General features: G+C 39.7%; 20 protein-coding genes, 1 tRNA gene and 1 other annotated feature. Of the genes, 18 read left to right on the top strand and 3 right to left on the bottom strand.

Annotated features, from left to right (window positions below):
- Positions 1 to 51 precede the first annotated feature (51 nt).
- Positions 52 to 2,748, bottom strand: a complete 2,697-nt coding sequence (locus QUF07_RS06360; RefSeq protein ID WP_289427015.1) for a YfhO family protein — start codon at positions 2,746 to 2,748, stop codon at positions 52 to 54.
- A gap of 130 nt (positions 2,749 to 2,878) precedes the next feature.
- On the opposite strand from QUF07_RS06360, the gene QUF07_RS06355 reads away from it, so the two are divergent.
- The 7 genes from QUF07_RS06355 (at position 2,879) to QUF07_RS06325 (ending at position 8,208) form a co-directional block, all read left to right on the top strand.
- Positions 2,879 to 4,933 (top strand): peptidoglycan D,D-transpeptidase FtsI family protein, encoded by a 2,055-nt coding sequence (locus tag QUF07_RS06355; RefSeq protein WP_289427014.1) that lies wholly within the window; start codon positions 2,879 to 2,881, stop codon positions 4,931 to 4,933.
- Positions 4,934 to 5,049: 116 nt separating this feature from the next.
- Positions 5,050 to 5,199, top strand: a complete 150-nt coding sequence (gene rpmG / locus QUF07_RS06350) for a 50S ribosomal protein L33 (RefSeq protein ID WP_081467884.1) — start codon at positions 5,050 to 5,052, stop codon at positions 5,197 to 5,199.
- 78 nt (positions 5,200 to 5,277) lie between these two features.
- Positions 5,278 to 5,832, top strand: a complete 555-nt coding sequence (locus QUF07_RS06345) for a 5-formyltetrahydrofolate cyclo-ligase (RefSeq protein WP_289427013.1) — start codon at positions 5,278 to 5,280, stop codon at positions 5,830 to 5,832.
- A 24-nt stretch (positions 5,833 to 5,856) separates the two neighbouring features.
- Positions 5,857 to 6,519, top strand: a complete 663-nt coding sequence (locus QUF07_RS06340) for a rhomboid family intramembrane serine protease (protein ID WP_217164070.1) — start codon at positions 5,857 to 5,859, stop codon at positions 6,517 to 6,519.
- A gap of 43 nt (positions 6,520 to 6,562) precedes the next feature.
- Entirely contained in the window at positions 6,563 to 6,802 is a 240-nt protein-coding gene (locus tag QUF07_RS06335) for a YqgQ family protein (protein WP_056982662.1), read from the top strand.
- On the top strand, positions 6,777 to 7,736 hold the full coding sequence (locus tag QUF07_RS06330; protein WP_217164072.1) for an ROK family glucokinase: 960 nt from the start codon (positions 6,777 to 6,779) through the stop codon (positions 7,734 to 7,736). Before QUF07_RS06335 ends, QUF07_RS06330 begins: the two co-directional genes overlap by 26 nt.
- Before the next feature lie 46 nt (positions 7,737 to 7,782).
- The gene (locus tag QUF07_RS06325) at positions 7,783 to 8,208 is read left to right on the top strand and encodes a rhodanese-like domain-containing protein (RefSeq protein WP_289427012.1); all 426 of its coding nucleotides are present in this window, start codon (positions 7,783 to 7,785) and stop codon (positions 8,206 to 8,208) included.
- Positions 8,209 to 8,348: 140 nt separating this feature from the next.
- Here the strand turns inward: QUF07_RS06325 and QUF07_RS06320 are convergent, their stop codons facing one another.
- Positions 8,349 to 8,525 (bottom strand): DUF3042 family protein, encoded by a 177-nt coding sequence (locus QUF07_RS06320; protein ID WP_289427011.1) that lies wholly within the window; start codon positions 8,523 to 8,525, stop codon positions 8,349 to 8,351.
- A 100-nt stretch (positions 8,526 to 8,625) separates the two neighbouring features.
- Here QUF07_RS06320 and QUF07_RS06315 point away from each other — a divergent pair, with 100 nt between their 5' ends.
- From QUF07_RS06315 to QUF07_RS06285, 7 genes are all read left to right on the top strand, one after another.
- The gene (locus QUF07_RS06315) at positions 8,626 to 9,366 is read left to right on the top strand and encodes a glycerophosphodiester phosphodiesterase family protein (RefSeq protein ID WP_217164077.1); all 741 of its coding nucleotides are present in this window, start codon (positions 8,626 to 8,628) and stop codon (positions 9,364 to 9,366) included.
- A 1-nt stretch (position 9,367) separates the two neighbouring features.
- Positions 9,368 to 10,291, top strand: a complete 924-nt coding sequence (gene miaA / locus QUF07_RS06310; protein WP_289427010.1) for a tRNA (adenosine(37)-N6)-dimethylallyltransferase MiaA — start codon at positions 9,368 to 9,370, stop codon at positions 10,289 to 10,291.
- 85 nt (positions 10,292 to 10,376) lie between these two features.
- Complete coding sequence (locus tag QUF07_RS06305) at positions 10,377 to 10,778, top strand: MerR family transcriptional regulator (RefSeq protein ID WP_054746670.1); 402 nt, start codon at positions 10,377 to 10,379, stop codon at positions 10,776 to 10,778.
- Positions 10,779 to 10,794: 16 nt separating this feature from the next.
- On the top strand, positions 10,795 to 12,138 hold the full coding sequence (gene glnA / locus QUF07_RS06300; protein WP_217164081.1) for a type I glutamate--ammonia ligase: 1,344 nt from the start codon (positions 10,795 to 10,797) through the stop codon (positions 12,136 to 12,138).
- Positions 12,139 to 12,344: 206 nt separating this feature from the next.
- The gene (locus QUF07_RS06295; RefSeq protein WP_217164082.1) at positions 12,345 to 13,226 is read left to right on the top strand and encodes a hypothetical protein; all 882 of its coding nucleotides are present in this window, start codon (positions 12,345 to 12,347) and stop codon (positions 13,224 to 13,226) included.
- Positions 13,219 to 14,148 carry a hypothetical protein gene (locus tag QUF07_RS06290; protein WP_217164084.1) on the top strand — a complete coding sequence of 310 codons (930 nt, stop codon included), beginning with the start codon at positions 13,219 to 13,221 and terminating at the stop codon, positions 14,146 to 14,148. The genes QUF07_RS06295 and QUF07_RS06290 overlap by 8 nt, the downstream gene beginning before the upstream one ends.
- Positions 14,149 to 14,162: 14 nt before the next feature.
- A complete protein-coding gene (locus QUF07_RS06285) occupies positions 14,163 to 14,702 on the top strand; it encodes a dUTPase (protein ID WP_056982671.1) in 540 nt (179 codons plus the stop codon).
- A 70-nt stretch (positions 14,703 to 14,772) separates the two neighbouring features.
- Here the strand turns inward: QUF07_RS06285 and QUF07_RS06280 are convergent.
- Positions 14,773 to 14,846, bottom strand: a tRNA-Arg gene (locus QUF07_RS06280).
- A gap of 581 nt (positions 14,847 to 15,427) precedes the next feature.
- Positions 15,428 to 15,504: a sequence feature (ribosomal protein L21 leader region), on the top strand.
- 18 nt (positions 15,505 to 15,522) lie between these two features.
- Here QUF07_RS06280 and rplU point away from each other — a divergent pair.
- The 4 genes from rplU to efp all read left to right on the top strand — a co-directional run bounded on the left by rplU (position 15,523) and on the right by efp (position 17,232).
- Positions 15,523 to 15,831, top strand: coding sequence for a 50S ribosomal protein L21 (gene rplU, locus QUF07_RS06275; RefSeq protein ID WP_054746668.1), 309 nt, complete (start codon positions 15,523 to 15,525; stop codon positions 15,829 to 15,831).
- A 24-nt stretch (positions 15,832 to 15,855) separates the two neighbouring features.
- On the top strand, positions 15,856 to 16,191 hold the full coding sequence (locus tag QUF07_RS06270; protein ID WP_217162886.1) for a ribosomal-processing cysteine protease Prp: 336 nt from the start codon (positions 15,856 to 15,858) through the stop codon (positions 16,189 to 16,191).
- Positions 16,192 to 16,217: 26 nt separating this feature from the next.
- Entirely contained in the window at positions 16,218 to 16,511 is a 294-nt protein-coding gene (gene rpmA / locus QUF07_RS06265) for a 50S ribosomal protein L27 (protein ID WP_008856855.1), read from the top strand.
- A gap of 160 nt (positions 16,512 to 16,671) precedes the next feature.
- On the top strand, positions 16,672 to 17,232 hold the full coding sequence (gene efp / locus QUF07_RS06260) for an elongation factor P (protein WP_056982673.1): 561 nt from the start codon (positions 16,672 to 16,674) through the stop codon (positions 17,230 to 17,232).
- Positions 17,233 to 17,252: the final 20 nt, after the last annotated feature.

The following is a 17,252-nucleotide window of genomic DNA, read 5'->3' as shown; positions in this document are numbered from 1 at the left end:
TTTATTCTAACGAGAAACAAAAAATCTGTCATCAGTAATAGATAAAATCTATTACCAACAACAGATATTGTAGAACCGAAATTCAATTGTTTCTGAATTTGTCAAAGCTTTTTTCTTTTTGGAACGACTGCGGTAAAATTCAAATCCGATAAAGATCCAACCGATTAAGCCAATGATGAGACCGGCTGTTAATCCTTCCGGCCAGAAACTAAGCTTCACAGTATGATGCCCCTTTGTCATCGGCACATACAGGAACATGTTCTCCCACATCTTAGGGGTGACGGCTTTACCGTCAACAGTTGCATGCCAACCTTTCGAATAAGGAATTGTGGTCGTTAATGCTTGATTATTAGACTTCACATTGACAGTTCCACTCATTGATCGCTCATTCCACTTATTAATCTTGAAAGGATTAGCCTTCATGTCGTTTGAAAATTGTGCAATTTTGCTATTGTGGACTTTGTACAATCTAACATCCCGTAGCATTGTACTACTTGCATTCACAAAGATCTGGATATTAATGTTGCCCGCAACTTGTTCGTTACCAATATTGGCAATAATTGTTCGTTCAGAAGGGGTAAACTGTGTTTGATTTTGACCATCAACTGAGATTGAAATTTGGCCCTTATTAAAGTTGGTTCCAAGTGTCATGTAATAAGAGGTGTTGGCTTGAACAGGGACAGTCAATATGATGTACGACAGCTCCATCATATTTTTCTTCTTCAAGATTGCGTTGTTTAATTTAGAAATCTTGTAAATATTATTGTAACGAATATGTGAGTAATTGGCTGGTTGATAGAGGCTCTTAATATTTGGATCTAAACGGTTAGCCAGTTCATTTTGATATTCGATTGGATCTGAAGCAATTTTGTTATTATTCATGCCGCTCTTTGGTGCTAAGAATCCAAGTGGTAATGCATATGGGTTCTTGTAGGTTCCAATTAACTTGTCCTGTGAAAGGAGTTCATAACTGGTTAAATCAGGTTTTCTAGTAAGTGCTGGAACGGGTTCTTTTTGTTGCTTCTTGTTTGGATTATTTTCAGGAATTTGTTGATTCATGTAATACTTCATTCCCAGCAACGAATCAGTAAACATCGTTCCGTTTGAGTAAAGAACAAAGGAATCGCCGTTTGGTTGCCCAATGTGCTTAAAGAATTGAGAAGTGTTGGCCTCAAGGGTTGAAGAAAAGATTGAGCCACCGTTAAAGTCAGCAGCAAATGCGTCGTTCTTGGTCCGGGCAAAAGTTGTGCCAATCCGGTAGAAGCTCTTATCCTTTTGTTTAACTTGGTTAACTTCCTTACGAAGCATCTTGGTATAGGTTGTAAAATCATGACTCTTTAGATAATCTAAATTGTTGAGCGAAGTGACCATGTTAAGACCAGCTTCACCAGCCATCACGACGAAAACGGTGACGGCTAACAATAGGCTTTGTTTATAGATGGCACAGGCAATAATGACACCCGCACTGATAACAAGGAAAACACATCCCCAGATAAAGTTATCTGAGTGCAGATATTCGAAATGCTTTTTGAATATGCCCACGTAAGCGACTCCCAGAACGATAAGGCCCATCACGATTGAGAACCGCTTGGAATCAAGGCCTTCCTTTAAGATATGCAGGAAGGCGCTAAAGGCAGTTACAATCATCAAGAATGAGAAGAGATATGAGAATCTAAATGTGTACCAAACTGGTAGCTGCCAGCCGTGCCACAAAAGATCAAGCGGCTGGAAAACCATGGACAGAATCATAAACGCGGTCAGTCCAAGGTTGGCAAAGCGGACGTTTTTCTTGATACTTGAAATAAAGAAGTAATAAACAAATAAAATAACAACGATACTACCTACAAATATATTTGCGGTTCCACTTGGCAATTGTTTGAAATCAACGGAACCGTTGAAAAATTTACCAAGCATGTCAAGCGGATTGTATTCAAAGCGAATTTGGAACTGGTTTCTGGTATAATGAGTTTTTCCGGCAAGTAGCGAGAAGAAAGTTGGAATGAGCAGCCAGGCCGTTAAAATTGCACTCAAAACTGACGCCTTAATCCATTTAACAATGATGTGAAAGTATTTACTGGTATCGACCGGATAAGCCCTAGCAATGCCGTAAATGACCATATAAGCGGTGAGAAATAAAGCAATCATCCAACCCATGTAATAATTAATGATAAACATGATCGTGAGTGCGACAACGTAAAGTACACTTGATTTATCATGAAGGACTCTCTGAAATCCTAAGAAAATAATTGGTAGGATAATCGCTGCATCAATCCACAATGTGTTGAATTGGTTAGCAATCATCCAGCCCATCAGTGCGTAGGCGGTTGAAAACCCAACCACTGACCAGCTAACGTATTTCTTGGATTGAATCAAGAAATACCCAAAACTTAAGCCACTGAGTGCGTATTTGAGCAAGGTGATGATTGCAATTACACTAGGCAACTTTGAAAGTGGGAACAGCAAGATTAGTAAGTTTAAAGGACTCATTAAGTAATAACTCCAAGTCCCGATCATCCCACCACCCAGCGCGTTGGCAAAAGAATAAATAAAACCGCTTGGGTTATGTAAGAGGGTGTCTCGGTAGTGGGCAAAGAAATCAATATACTGTTGGCCCATATCAACCGTCATGATCGATGAATTGCCAAACGGCGCAAAACGGCGATAAATGAAGTAACAGGTTGCAATTGCGAGGGGCACCAAAAAACACATGGCGTAAATAATGAATCGTTTTGTCTTTTTGACTTTCATATACAACGTCCTTTTCTAAAAAATAAATATCATTGTTTAGAATATCATAATTAATTAAAGAATGGGGAACGGTTCTAGTTTTTACGGTAAAAATTTGATAGAATTGATTCCATGGCAAGGAGTAAATATCGTGAAAATTTTTAAGAAAAGAAACAAAAGAATAAAAAAGGGTAAGGCGGCATCCCTGCCCTTTCGAATCAATATTATCTTCATTATTGTTGGTATCTTGTTTGTTGCATTATTAACTCAACTGGCCTATCTGCAGGTCATGTATGGCGCTAAATTTAAGGCGGAAGTGAATCGATCCGACACGTCTGTTGTCAACGGCAATGTTCAACGGGGAATGATTTATGATTCCACTGGCCATATTCTGGTTGGTAATTCAGCTCATCAAGCCATTGTGTATACAAAGGGTGTCAATGATCTGACAACCGATCTCTACCGGACGGCCAATCGTTTAGCGGACTATATCACAGTTTCAACCTCAAGCTTAACGAAACGTCAGCTTGCTGATTACTATTTGTCGGACGCAAATAGACTATCAGCGGTCGAAAAGAAAGCGCCTGGAATTTCTTCTGGAGACAGTGAAGATGTGATGTATGATAAGGCCGTCAGTTACGTCGAGAAGATGAATCCTGACACTTTTAGCCATGCAACCAAAGTGGCGGCCACAATCTTCGCAAAAATGAGTGGTGCTTATCAATTATCAACTGTTAATATCAAGGATAGTGGGGTTACTCAGAGAGAAGTTGCCGAAGTTGGTGAACATCTTGCAGATATGCCTGGGGTGAACGTTGGAACTAGTTGGAGCCGAAATTATCCAAATGGTCAGTCGATTCAAGGAATTACCGGGACGGTATCTAATGAAAAGACTGGGCTACCTAGTGATCGCGTGAATGAATTACTCGCTCAAGGCTACTCACGTAACGATAGTGTCGGCCAAAGTTACTTGGAACGGCAATACGAGCCGGTTCTTCGTGGGACTAAATCTCAGACCCAGATCGTTTTAAACAGTGATAACCAGATTAAGAAAGAAATTAAAAAGTACGGTGGTCAAAAAGGGGACAACCTTCAATTAACCATTAACGCCAAATTCCAAAGGGATCTTCAATCCTTGGTTCGTTCTGCAGAGTCTGGTGCTGGCGGAAACTCAACCGGAACTTACGCGGTTGTCATGAACCCCAATAATGGGGCTATCATCGGAATGGGTGGGGTTAACCGGAATCCTAAAACCTCGAAGATCACTGATAACATTCTGGGAACAATCAACAGTTCAATTGTAATGGGGTCAGTTGTCAAAGGGGCAATGGTTTCTGGTGCTCTTATGGATGGCGTCATTACACCAACTAACAGCACCTTAACCGATCAACCGATTACCACCGGTGGGGTTAAAAAATCTTCATGGTTTAATCATAGTGGTAATGCAAACATTGCCGTGGATGCCAGTGGCGCACTGGAAGTATCTTCAAACTCTTACATGATGCAATTGGCTATGAAGGAAGGCCATTTCAATTATGTTGAAGGCGGTGCACTTACAATGAGTCCGAACGTGTTTAATACCATGCGAGGCTACTTCAACCAGTTTGGCCTTGGGATTGATACGGGAATCGATATTCCTGGTGAATCCACTGGACTTAAAGGTAAGAGTGGCAAATCTCACATTGGGAGTGCATTGGATTTAGCTTTTGGTAACTATGATGCCTACACCACCATGCAGGTTGCGCAATACATTTCCACGGTCGCCAATGGTGGTTACCGGATTGCCCCCCACGTTGTTCAATCAATCAGAGGAACCACGAAGGACGGTAAGCTGGGTCAGGTCAAGGCCACTGTTATGCCAGATGTTTTGAATCATATCGACATGACCCAATCACAACGAGCCGTCGTTAAGAAAGGCTTGTATGATGTGGTTCACGGAACCAACACGTACAAGACTGGTGGCGAACTTGATACGATCAAACCGGAGATTTCCGCTAAGACTGGTACAGCTCAGACATTCTACAATGGTAACGAAACCGTTACTTTGAGTTTGGCTTCCTATGCGCCGTCAACTCACCCACAAGTTGTGGTTGCCCTCGCAATGCCTAATTTAGGGGTAAATGCTGAGAGTAACAATATGCAGTTAGCTAAGAAAATTTACGCTGCTTATTGGAAGGATGTTCAATCAACTTCAACTGTTAAGTAAAAACACTTAACATTTATTGATTTAATCCTAGTAATTTTACAAGATTGATGATAAAATGTTTTAAGTTAAGGCTAATAGAGTAGCTGTATTAATAAAAAGTTTGGAGGTAGTATTCCATGCGAGTACACATTACTTTGGAATGTACAGAATGCCACGAACGTACTTACTTATCTAGCAAGAACCGTCGTAACAACCCCGACCGTTTGGAGCTTAAAAAGTATTGTCCACGTGATCGTAAAGTGACATTACATCGAGAAACCAAATAAGGCTTGGGTAAATAACCCAAACCTTTTTTATATTCACGAGCAATAATTAATTAAGCAAAAAGAAATGTTGGTGATATCGTGAGTGAACAAGATTTAAGTAAGCCACAACTGAGAAAAATTCAAGCCCAAAAAATTGAAGAATTCTTTCAACGCAAGGATGCAGCTGAATTGATTACCAACCTAGAATCCCGACTTTATACCGATCCTGATTATTTAAACAGTCAAATAGTTGGCATTACACTTAGTATGCCGGGAGAGCTAGACACATCACCAATCATCAAACATTCACTACAAAATGATAAACAAGTTGTCGTTCCACGAACTTTACCTCATCGACAAATGGAATTTGTACTGCTTGAGGAAGATACGTATCTGTCTCAAACGCCCTTTGGAACCCGTGAACCAGTGGGTGGAGAAATTATTGACAAAACAGACATTGATGCTTTAATTGTTCCGGGGTTAGCGTTTTCTAAGAATCATTATCGAGTGGGGTTTGGAGGGGGCTTCTATGACCGATACCTTGCTGATTTTGTTGGTAAGAGTATCTCATTAGCATTGCCACCACAACTATATGAACGACCCAGATGGCCGGTAGAACCTCACGATATCTTAATGGATAAAATTATTTATTGAACTCTTTTCATGCAAGGAGATACAATGAGCAAACTAAAAGATAAGCCGTTTGTCACGTATGGGTTGCTCGCAATCATGGTGGTTGTGTTCCTAGTGATGACTGCAATGGGTGGCACTACTAATCCAAATATATTGGTTGAATTTGGCGCCAAGTATAATCCCGCCATTCGTGCCGGGGAATATTGGCGGCTGATTACCCCGATGTTTATTCACATCGGTTTTACCCACATTCTAATGAATGGCATTACGTTATATTTTATCGGCGAGTATGTTGAGCAATTATTCGGTCATTGGCGATTTCTATTGATTTTTCTAGTGTCTGGAATTGTTGGTAATCTTGCCAGCTTCACATTTAGTTATGGATTATCGGCAGGTGCCAGCACGGCAATTTTCGGCCTCTTTGGTGCCTTTATGATGCTCGGAGAAAGTTTCTCCAAGAATCCTGTCATTACATCAATGGCCAAAACATTTTTACTGTTTATTGTCTTGAACATCGGAACTGACTTATTTGTTCAGGGAATTGATATTGCCGGTCATATCGGTGGCTTAGTCGGCGGATTCTTGGTGGCATACGTTGTTGGCGTGGGCTTTGCGAAAGTGAGTCCAGTTAAACGAGGAATTGCTGGCGTGATGCTCGTTATCATTTCCGTTGGGCTCTTTATTCTAGGAATGCAGGGAAATCTTTAATATTTTTCAAATTTGAAAGAAATTTTAATTGGGATGTGAGATAATGAAAACGCTATATGATGTTCAACAATTACTCAAAAAGTTTGATATTTATGTCTATGTTGGCAAGCGACTTTGGGACATTGAGGTCATGGCGTTGGAGTTGGATCATCTTCATGATGCTCAATTAATTACGCATAAGGAATTTATTCAAGCTAAGTTGATATTAAATCGAGAACATCGTGTCGAAGAAAAAAAGGAAAGTAGGGGTAACAACATTGGCAAAGAAACTGATCGGAATTGATTTGGGCGGGACCACAACAAAATTTGCATTCATTGACCAATCTGGAAATATTTTAACAAAGTGGCGAATCCCCACTGATATCAGTAATGCAGGCAGTAATATTGTTCCAAATATTGTTCAATCTATTGCAAATCAAATGCGCAAGGATGATTACAATTCCAATGACTTCTTGGGGATTGGAATGGGAACTCCCGGAGCTGTTGATCGTGAAAAAGGAACCGTTGTCGGTGCCTACAACTTAGGCTGGGAAATTGTGCAACCGGTTGGCGCCACAATTTCTGCTAATCTTCAATTGCCAGTTTTCATCGATAATGACGCTAACAGCGCCGCTTTGGGCGAGTTCTGGAAAGGTGCAGGTTATAAAGCAAAAGATGTTGTCTTTGTCACTTTAGGAACCGGTGTTGGTGGCGGGGTGGTTACAAACGGCCATCTTGTTCATGGAATTAATGGTGGTGCCGGTGAAATTGGTCATATTACCGTTCAACCTGGTGGCTATCTTTGTACCTGTGGCAAACGCGGTTGCTTAGAGCAATACGCTTCAGCAACTGGTGTCGTTCGACTGGCGAAAGATTTAGCCAAACAATTCACTGGTAAGTCACGAATCATTGAATTAATTGATAGTGATGAGGGATTAACTTCCAAAATGGTCTTTTATCTCGCTGATAATGGGGACATTTTGGCAAACCAAATCGTTGACAAAGTTTGTTCATATCTTGGGTTAGCATTGTCAGATGTTGGGAACATCTTAAATCCAGAAAATATCATTATCGGTGGTGGTGTATCTAACGCTGGCAACACCTTATTGCAGCCAACCACTCGTTATTTCCAAGAAAATGCCTTTCCATCAGTCCGAGATTCAACTAAACTAAAACTAGCACAACTTGGTAATGATGCCGGGGTGATTGGTGCTGCTTCATTGGCACTCCCACAATAGTCGGTTTCGTCCCAGTTGACATTAACAATAAAGTAAAGGTAAAGGGATGGTATTACAAGTGATAGTAGGAGCAGTTAATCCAAATATCGTGATGTCGATTATTTTGATTATTATTTTAGGTGTGTGGCTGGGCTATACACTTTATCAAAATGCACGAGTGAAAAAAGCAGCTACATACTTATCCAACGATGAATTTCAAAAGGGCATGAGAAAAGCACAAGTGATTGACCTACGTGAGTCCAAAAGCTTTAAGGATGGTCACATTTTAGGTGCCCGTAACGTGCCGTTTTCAACGATTCGAAATTTTTATAGTCAAATCCGGTCTGATTTACCCGTTTACTTGTATGATCAGGGCAAAACTATTAGTAAAAGGGCTGCCTTGTTCTTAAGCAAAAAGGGTTACCGAGAAATTTATATTCTGAAAACCGGTTACCAAAATTGGAACGGTAAGGAAAAGAAAAATAATATTTAACTGATTTGTGGATTCTAATGCAAATTTGGGTTGAATATACTAAATGAGGCTGGCAGCAAAACAATCGTTTTGTTCCAGCCTCATTTCAAAATGTTTTAGAATGTCAATCGTGCTTAGCTTAGAATCGCATGTGCTTTAAATTAACCATGGTGAGCGGAACGGCTCTTACGAAGCGCCCTACGACGGTTCTCTTCAAACTTACTTTCTTCATCCTCAATGGGATCGACCACCGCTTTTTTAAAAGTCATTAATGCAGCTAAACCTGCAGTGACTGTTCCAACGACACCAACTATGAGACCACTTGTAAAATGTTTCATTTCAAACCCTCCAATGCAACTTGATACTTTCATTATGCGTTATTTGGGTTCAGAATTCTAGTTAATTGATTAATTATTGTACGGATTATTGGAGGTTGTTATGAAAATTGATACAAAAATAATTGCCCATCGCGGTAGTAAAGGGACCCGGCCTGAAAATACATTAGTGGCATTTCAAGCTGCAATTGACGACGGTTGTGATGGGATTGAAACTGATGTTCATTTTTCCAAGGATCATCAATTGATCATCATGCATGATGAAACGGTGGATCGAACAACTAATGGACATGGACTCATTCATGAAAAGAATCTTTCAGAATTAAAACACCTTGACGCCGGGATCCGATTTTCTGATGAATTTAAAGGAACTAGAATTCCAACTTTACAAGAAGTCGTTGAACTGCTCGTTCAAAACAATTTCCAAGGTGTTTTTAACCTTGAATTAAAAACCAACAAAATTCAATATCCAGGCATTGAGCAGGCGGTTTATGAATATTTTTCAGCAATAGATTATCCGTTTCAGCTAATTTATTCCAGTTTCAATGCGCAATCATTGGAAATTCTGAACAACATTGATCCCCAAGCTTATCGGGCAAAGCTATTCAAAACGGCTGCCAAACAAGCCAAAGCACTTAAAAAGAATCGGTTGATTGAGGATTTTCATCCAGATATTCGCTGGCTTAAACGCCACCCATTCTTCGCTGCTGCTAAACATCTTCGCCCATGGACGGTTAATTCAACGGAGGATATGCAATATTGTTTTGAGCGCAACATGGCGGCCATTATCACGGATTATCCGGCAAGAGCCGTCCAATTACGCAAGGAAATGCGGGGTGAGTAAAATGAAAAAAGTTCTGGCAATCGTTGGACCGACTGCAGTTGGTAAAACTGCCATGTCAATTAAAGTTGCTCAAAAGTTTGAGGGTGAAGTCATTTCTGGCGATTCTATGCAGGTTTACCGAAAGTTGGATATTGGAACCGCTAAGATTACTGACAGCGAAAAACAAGGGGTGCCTCACCATTTAATTAATATTCGCGACATTACTGAACGATATTCGGTCGCTGACTTTATTCACGATGCAACCGACCAAATTGATCAGATTATCAGCAGGGGGCATTTATCAATCATTGTCGGTGGCACTGGCTTTTATTTGCAAGCGTTGCTGGACGGCTTGGAATTGGGCGGAGATCAATACACAAATGATGGCCTACGGAAGAAGTTGTACCAAATTGCTGATACGGAAGGTAACATGGCTTTACATAATCGGCTCGCTTCAGTCGACCCTAAAGCCGCTGCCCAAATTCCTGCAAATAACGTCAGGCGAGTCATCAGAGCACTTGAAGTTTATAAAAAAACGGATCATCTATTTTCTGATCAGACGAATAATCCGCAACCGTTTGATTCGTTCGTTGTTGGACTTAATACCGATCGCAAGTTGCTATATCAAAGAATCAACCAACGTGTTGACATCATGATGAAGTCAGGGTTAATAGACGAAGCAAGGTATTTGTTCAACAATGGCGGGAATGAACTTCAAGCTGGCAAAGGGATCGGTTATCACGAGTTTTATGATTACTTTGCTGGCAACTGCTCACTTGAAGACGCCGTCGAGCTTGTTAAGAAAGATTCTCGCCATTACGCAAAACGTCAACTCACCTGGTTTAGAAATAAGACGCACCCCGTTTGGTATAACGTGATAGAACATCCTGACGATAGGGATCGATTGATTTTAGATATTGATAAATGGTTACGGAAGAAGATTTAGCCAACTGATGTCATAAAATATAACATTCACTATTGACATTGGTTTTAGGAATGGTATTATGGTTACAAGATTTAGGAGGTGAACAATGCGAGAGAAGGAATTACGGCGTTCAATGTCAGTTCTGCCGATTGGAACTGTGATGAAGTTAACTGACTTGACGGCAAGACAAATACGATATTATGAGCAGCAAGATTTGATTAAGCCCCTCAGAAACGAGGGTAACCGAAGGATGTATTCGCTTAATGACGTTGACCGGCTACTAGAGATTAAGGATTACTTGGATGACGGTTTAAATATCTCAGGTATTAAAGAGGTCTATAAAAAGCAATCCCAGTTGGAAGATGAGCGGAAGCGAAACTTAGAGAAGGGACTCACTGACAGTGATGTGAGAAAGATTCTCCAAGATGAATTTCTAAACATTGGTGGATTGAAGCCGCCTTCTTCGTCATTTGATGATCCGAATAATTTGAATAAACTAAATCACTGATGGGAGCGTTATATAGATGGCAACTAGACACGATTATACAAAAGATGATATTCGCAAGATGGTAAAAGATGAAGACGTCAAATTTTTACGTTTGATGTTTACGGATCTGTTTGGCACAATCAAAAACGTTGAAGTTCCAATAACTCAGTTGGATAAATTGCTTGATGACAAATTAATGTTTGATGGTTCTTCAATCGAAGGATTCGTTCGAATTGAAGAAAGTGATATGTACTTGTACCCAGATCTCTCAACTTGGATGATCTTCCCATGGAGTACTGATCGTGGCAAGATTGCTCGGGTTATTTGTCAAGTTTATCGTCCAAATGGCGAACCCTATGCAGCAGACCCCCGAAACAACCTCATCCGGGTTCTTGGCGATATGAAGAAAGCAGGATTTACTTCATTCAACATTGGCCCTGAACCAGAATTTTTCTTATTTAAGATGGGTGAAAATGGTGAACCAACCTTACACCTAAACGATAAGGGAAGTTACTTCGATATGGCACCAATGGATCTTGGTGAAAATTGCCGTCGTGAAATTGTATTAACGCTTGAAGAAATGGGCTTCGATGTTGAAGCTGCCCATCATGAAGTTGCCCCTGGACAACATGAAATTGATTTCAAGTATGCAGATGCGTTAACTGCAGCTGATAACATTCAAACATTCAAGCTGGTTGTTAAGACAGTTGCTCGTAAGTATGGCTTATATGCAACCTTCATGCCAAAACCTCTAAGTGGAATCAATGGTTCAGGAATGCATTTGAACATGTCATTGTTTAGCGACAAAGGCAATACTTTCTACGACAAGGATGGCAAATTAGAGATTTCTCAAGAAGCTTATTACTTCCTTGGCGGATTGTTGAAGCATGCCCGTTCATTTACTGCCGTATGTAACCCAATCGTTAACTCATACAAGCGTTTAGTTCCCGGCTATGAAGCCCCTGTTTATGTTGCATGGTCTGGTTCAAACCGTTCACCATTAATCCGAATTCCAAGTGCCCGTGGTAATTCAACTCGTTTGGAACTTCGAAGTGTTGATCCAACTGCCAACCCATATCTTGCCATTGCCTGTGTCCTAGAAGCCGGCCTTGACGGTCTCAAGAACAAGATCGAACCTGAACACAGTATCGACCGTAACATCTATCGAATGGATGCTCAGGAACGTCAACAAAGTCACATTACCAACTTACCTGATACCCTTCACAATGCATTGAAGGACTTGTCTGCTGACGAAGTTATGAAGCAGGCATTGGGCGAACACCTATATCACAGTTTCATTGAAGCCAAGAATTTGGAATACGATTCATACCGTACCCAAGTATCTGGCTGGGAACGTGATCAATATCTTGAAAAGTATTAATTAAAACCAGTTTCAAGTATCAAATCAAAAAGCTTTCATTTCTGTAACCAAAGTTTGGGTACTGAATGAAAGCTTTTTTATCTTGATTTCGACTAAAAAGGGTCTAAATTGACAAAACATTGAATAATCAAGCGATTAGCCCTTTATTTATCAGCGGTTTTCAGATAACATTAAGTGTATAAATAAGGGGAAAATGAGGCAATAATATGGACAGAAAAACTGAAGAAAATCAATTCAGTCAAAATGATACCATTTTGTCTTCGGCTTTAAAGCAGAAGATGGACTATTTGAATGACCTTAATGAGTCAATTACAAAGGGTGACGACCTTAAAATTTATGAATTAATCGATCCTAATCGATATGCCACCGAGGCTAATGGGGAGACTTTATCAGAAGCAAAACCTGATCATTTTAGTCTGGCAGCCGATTTAAATGCGCAATTGAGTCATCATTTGAGCAACAAATTGATTGATTATTTAGGAAAAACTTACCCGTTCTTTTATTATCATGAGTATGAATTGGGTAAGTTTCATATCTACTTTGGAAATTGGTGGGACCACCGCATGTTTGGTGATTTGGATCCAATTAATGTGCGATTCAATTTTTCTGAAGAAGAATATCAGATTTTGGCTAAGTCTTTCCAGTTGGAATTAGAGAATAGTCGCGTAAACGACGCTGAGATGAGACAACTTGGTGAGGAAAATGAAAAATTAACTCAGCTCATTGAGGACCAGGACAAACGTGATCGACGTAAAGAAGAAATTCGAAAACAACTCAAGGAAAATGAGGAAAAATCGCCAATGCCTTGGGAAGCCGGTAAGGTCAAAGAAGAACACCAGCAATTAAGTGATGCATTGCTTGAATTGACTAATATTGATGAGCAGGCATCAAACAGTCGACCGAAAATTAAAGCAAATGAGAATAAAATTCTTGCACTATCAAAGGAAGAAACAATCTTGAATCTTGAAAAGCAAAATATCAGAGCTTCCTTTGGCAGTTTTGATGCTTTCAACGAAAACAATCGGAATTTATATGCCAAATACATTCAGAATTTGGCAGAAGAATCGCAGGTGAGCGACGGTGAGTAAGGAAACTGAAAAGAAAGTTTTGACTACTAACGAGTTGCTCAATCACTACAGTGATTCAATTAAAAATGGCCTCAATAATGGAACAAAGTACGTTGATGCCTTTAATCGGTTAAACAATACATCTGACAAGAATGATCTGTTAGCTGCGGCAGTTGAATTGACTAATTATCAACTTAATTCTGATTTTGTTGTTTTTCCCCATCAATTTTCTGATGCCGACGTTCAGCTGGTGTTTTTGGAACGGATTTTGAGTTTATCCGGATCCAAAGGGTTAACCATTATTAATGCTGAACACGTTCAAAAATTGTTATGCAAGTTTGCTTCTCTAAGTGACAACACTTTCACCTTTACAAAATCGAGTAAGAATCCCACCGGCTTTTTCTTTGGGCCGACAGACTACAATCGACCATTATTCTATTTGAATTTAAAGACAAAGGAATTGATGTTCCATGGTTCTGCTTTGATTGATTACTTCGTGGTTGACTTAGAGGGAACAACGGTCAGTGATTCGAAAGCAGCACTGGAAGTTTTGCTAAAAGTTGCCGAAATTCTTAAAGAGAGCTTTGGATTTAAAATTGACTTCAACGTCTTGGATGGCGTCAATGGTGAATTTTATGAATTTGCTGCTGGTGAAATTCCGGAAGCAATTATGGATGAGTTGTTCGTTAAGTCAGCCGATAACAAATTCATCTTGATGGCTGATCAAAATGGTGGCGCATCGTTAACGTTGAATGATGGTACTCAACTTAAGGTTTATAATTCAGGTAATTCCGATCGGCCAAAATGGGGAGCCGCTATTTATGATGCCGACCAAAAAGAAAGTTGGCTCTATCTTTTACTTGATTACCCATTCATTCAGGAGTGGTACCTTGATAACAAAAAACAGTTGGAAATTCTCTCAAATCAGTTTGTATTTGGATAGGAGTTAATGATCAAATGGATTTACAAGCGCTCATTTCAGCATCTGTATTCTTAAATCGGCAAATTGAGGATAAAAAACAGCTTCATTGGGCAAACGAAGCCCGAATCAAAAATGCGTTTGTGGCTTTGGATGTTGAATTATCAGAGATGGCTAATACCTCGGAGTGGTTTAAAGTTTGGAAGATTCATCGTGGCAAAAGCGATCCTGATAAAACGCCCAGAGAAACGTTACTATATGAATATGTGGACGCTTTAGATTTTTATCTGTTAATTTCAAATCTAAAGAACTGGAACCACTTTGTGCTCAACTCCGAGAAAGATTTACCAAAGATTGAATCTTTAAAGAAGGAAGATAGTTTAGATAAGCAATATCTCGCAATGAAACGGATGTTGTTTGATGCTTACTTTAACCATAGTGGTGATAGTTTTAATCATTCATGGCGGCTATTCTTGAAGTTTGGTTTAGTTGATTTTGGGTATTCGGAGACTGAAATTGAAACTGCTTTTAAGGATAAGAACCAGATTAACGAAAAACGCCAAGATAATAATTATTAATCTAAACACTAAAAAAACCTTATTGGACCACTTTTAAAAGCGGACTAATAAGGCTTTTTCATATTAAAGATGTCGCAAGAGAGATTCGAACTCTCGACCTACGGTTTAGAAGACCGTTGCTCTATCCAGCTGAGCTATTGCGACAAATCAACACTAACAATTATATGAGATATTGAAGGGGGAGTCAATGTCTAATAGATAAATGTTTTGGATAATAATTACGATTTTCTTAAGAATCTTGAATTTTTATTAAATTAAGATGTGTTATGCGCTAATAATTTGATGCCAATAGCCTAATAGCCTAATAATAGATTTGTAGCAAAGGATTGCTATCACTATTAGGAGGTGGAAGTTGTGGGATTTGTCATATTTATTGTGCTGATTTTCATTGCGAGTGGAATTTTTCAATATTTTGCTGACTCTTCAACATCCATACGGGGGAACGGCAAACATTTAGCGTCAAGAAAATAGCGTGAGGCAAAAGGCATGTTTAATTATGGAGTGTGAATAAACAAGTGGAATATCGTGGGTTTAGATAACTGACTTGTTTGTTGACATCATCCACATTTGGCTTTTTGCTACAGATTTAATCCATCAATCAGTTGGATTTCCCCAAAGAGGTTGGGCAAATTTTTGACCAATTTTTCTTTGTTTAAAGGTTATAATATCTAAGGTTGACGAAGCACCAGCGATTATGTATACTAGTAACGTTGTAATTGTGGCTTCCACAGCTACAACCGCTCGATTCGAGCCATAAAGTTCCTGCAAAGGGCGCTTTGTATCGGCGAGTCTAAGCATAAAATATAAGGAGGTGCACAATATGTACGCAGTTATTACTACAGGCGGTAAGCAATATAAGGTTTCCAAAGGCGACGCAATTTACGTTGAAAAATTAGACGCAAACGAAGGCGACAAGGTTACTTTTGACCAAGTTGTAATGGTCGGTGGCGATTCAGTTAAGGTTGGTGCTCCATTAGTTGATGGCGCATCCGTTACTGCAACTGTTGAAAAACAGGGCCGTCAAAAGAAGATTACAATCTTCCGTTACAAGCCAAAGAAGGGCTCACGTTCAAAGAAGGGTCATCGTCAACCATATACCAAGGTTGTTGTTGATTCAATCAACGCTTAATTTTATATTTGAGGTGACTGACAGATGATCAAGGCAACAATTAACCATTACCATCATCACGTGAGTAGTTTTACGATCACTGGTCATGCTGATGCCGGCGAATATGGGCAAGACATTGTTTGCTCTGCTGTTTCAGTGTTGAGCATCACAACGGTTAACGGCCTTCAAGAGGTTGCTGGCATGGATGTTGATGTTGATAGTGATGATAAAAATGGCGGTTATCTGTCGGTTCATATTCCCGTCACCGCCGATTCAAAGAAACGTATTCAAGCAGATGCAATTCTTGATACCTTTCAAGGTGGCATGACTGACATAGCTTCAAGTTATAGTCAATATATTAAATTAAACACAGCAAATTAAATAAACTTATTCGGAGGTGTAACCTTATGCTAGCAATGAACTTACAATTCTTCTCTCACCATAAAGGTGGTGGATCAACTGCCAACGGTCGTAACTCAGCTGGTCGTCGTTTAGGTACGAAGGCTGCTGATGGCTCATCAGTTCACAGTGGATCAATCATTTATCGTCAACGCGGTACTCATATTTATCCTGGTAACAACGTTAGTCGTGGTAATGACGATACTTTGTTTGCTTTAGTTGACGGTGTCGTACGCTTTGAAAGAAAAGGCCGTGACAAGCGTCAGGTTTCAGTTTATCCAGTTGCTGAAGCTGCTAAGTAGTACTTTTAAATCTTGAATGAATGAGGAGCTGGGACAAAACGGTGGTTTTGCTTCCCAGCTTTTTTAATCGAATTTTCGGGATTAATTCATTATAATTGGATATTTAGGGACGAAGTATTATATAATTAAGATTGTTACTTTACATTTAGGAGGAACAAAAATGGCAATTTCGACTGCTGATTTTAAGAATGGTTTGACCATCGAAGTTGATGGTGCAATTTGGAGAATTTTAAGTTTCCAACACGTTAAGCCTGGTAAAGGTGGCGCCTTTGTTCGTTCAAAGCTTAAGAACTTACGAACAGGTGCTGTTCAGGAAAAAACATTCCGTTCTGGTGCAAAAATGGAACAAGCTCAAATTGATACCCGTAACATGCAGTATCTTTATGCAGATGGTGACCAACATGTATTCATGGATATGGATACGTATGATCAGATTTCAATTCCAGCTGAACAAATCAAGGCAGAATTGAACTATCTTCAGGAAAATATGGAAGTTAACGTTATCCAGTATGGCAACGAGACATTAGGAGTTGAATTACCGAACACGGTTACCCTCGAAGTTGCTTCTACTGAACCTGGAATCAAAGGTGATACTGCATCTGGTGGTTCAAAGCCCGCAACAATGACAACTGGTTTGACGCTACAAGTACCTTTCTTCGTTAATCAAGGTGACAAATTGGTCATCAACACCACTGATGGTACTTATATTTCCAGAGCATAATCAGGTTAACTGATTTGATT

This window comes from Lentilactobacillus sp. TOM.63, from assembly GCF_030361045.1.
GTDB classification, from domain to species: Bacteria; Bacillota; Bacilli; order Lactobacillales; family Lactobacillaceae; genus Lentilactobacillus; species Lentilactobacillus dabitei.
The sequence above is the reverse complement of the archived record's forward strand: the minus strand, read 5'-3'. Positions and strand labels throughout refer to the sequence as shown.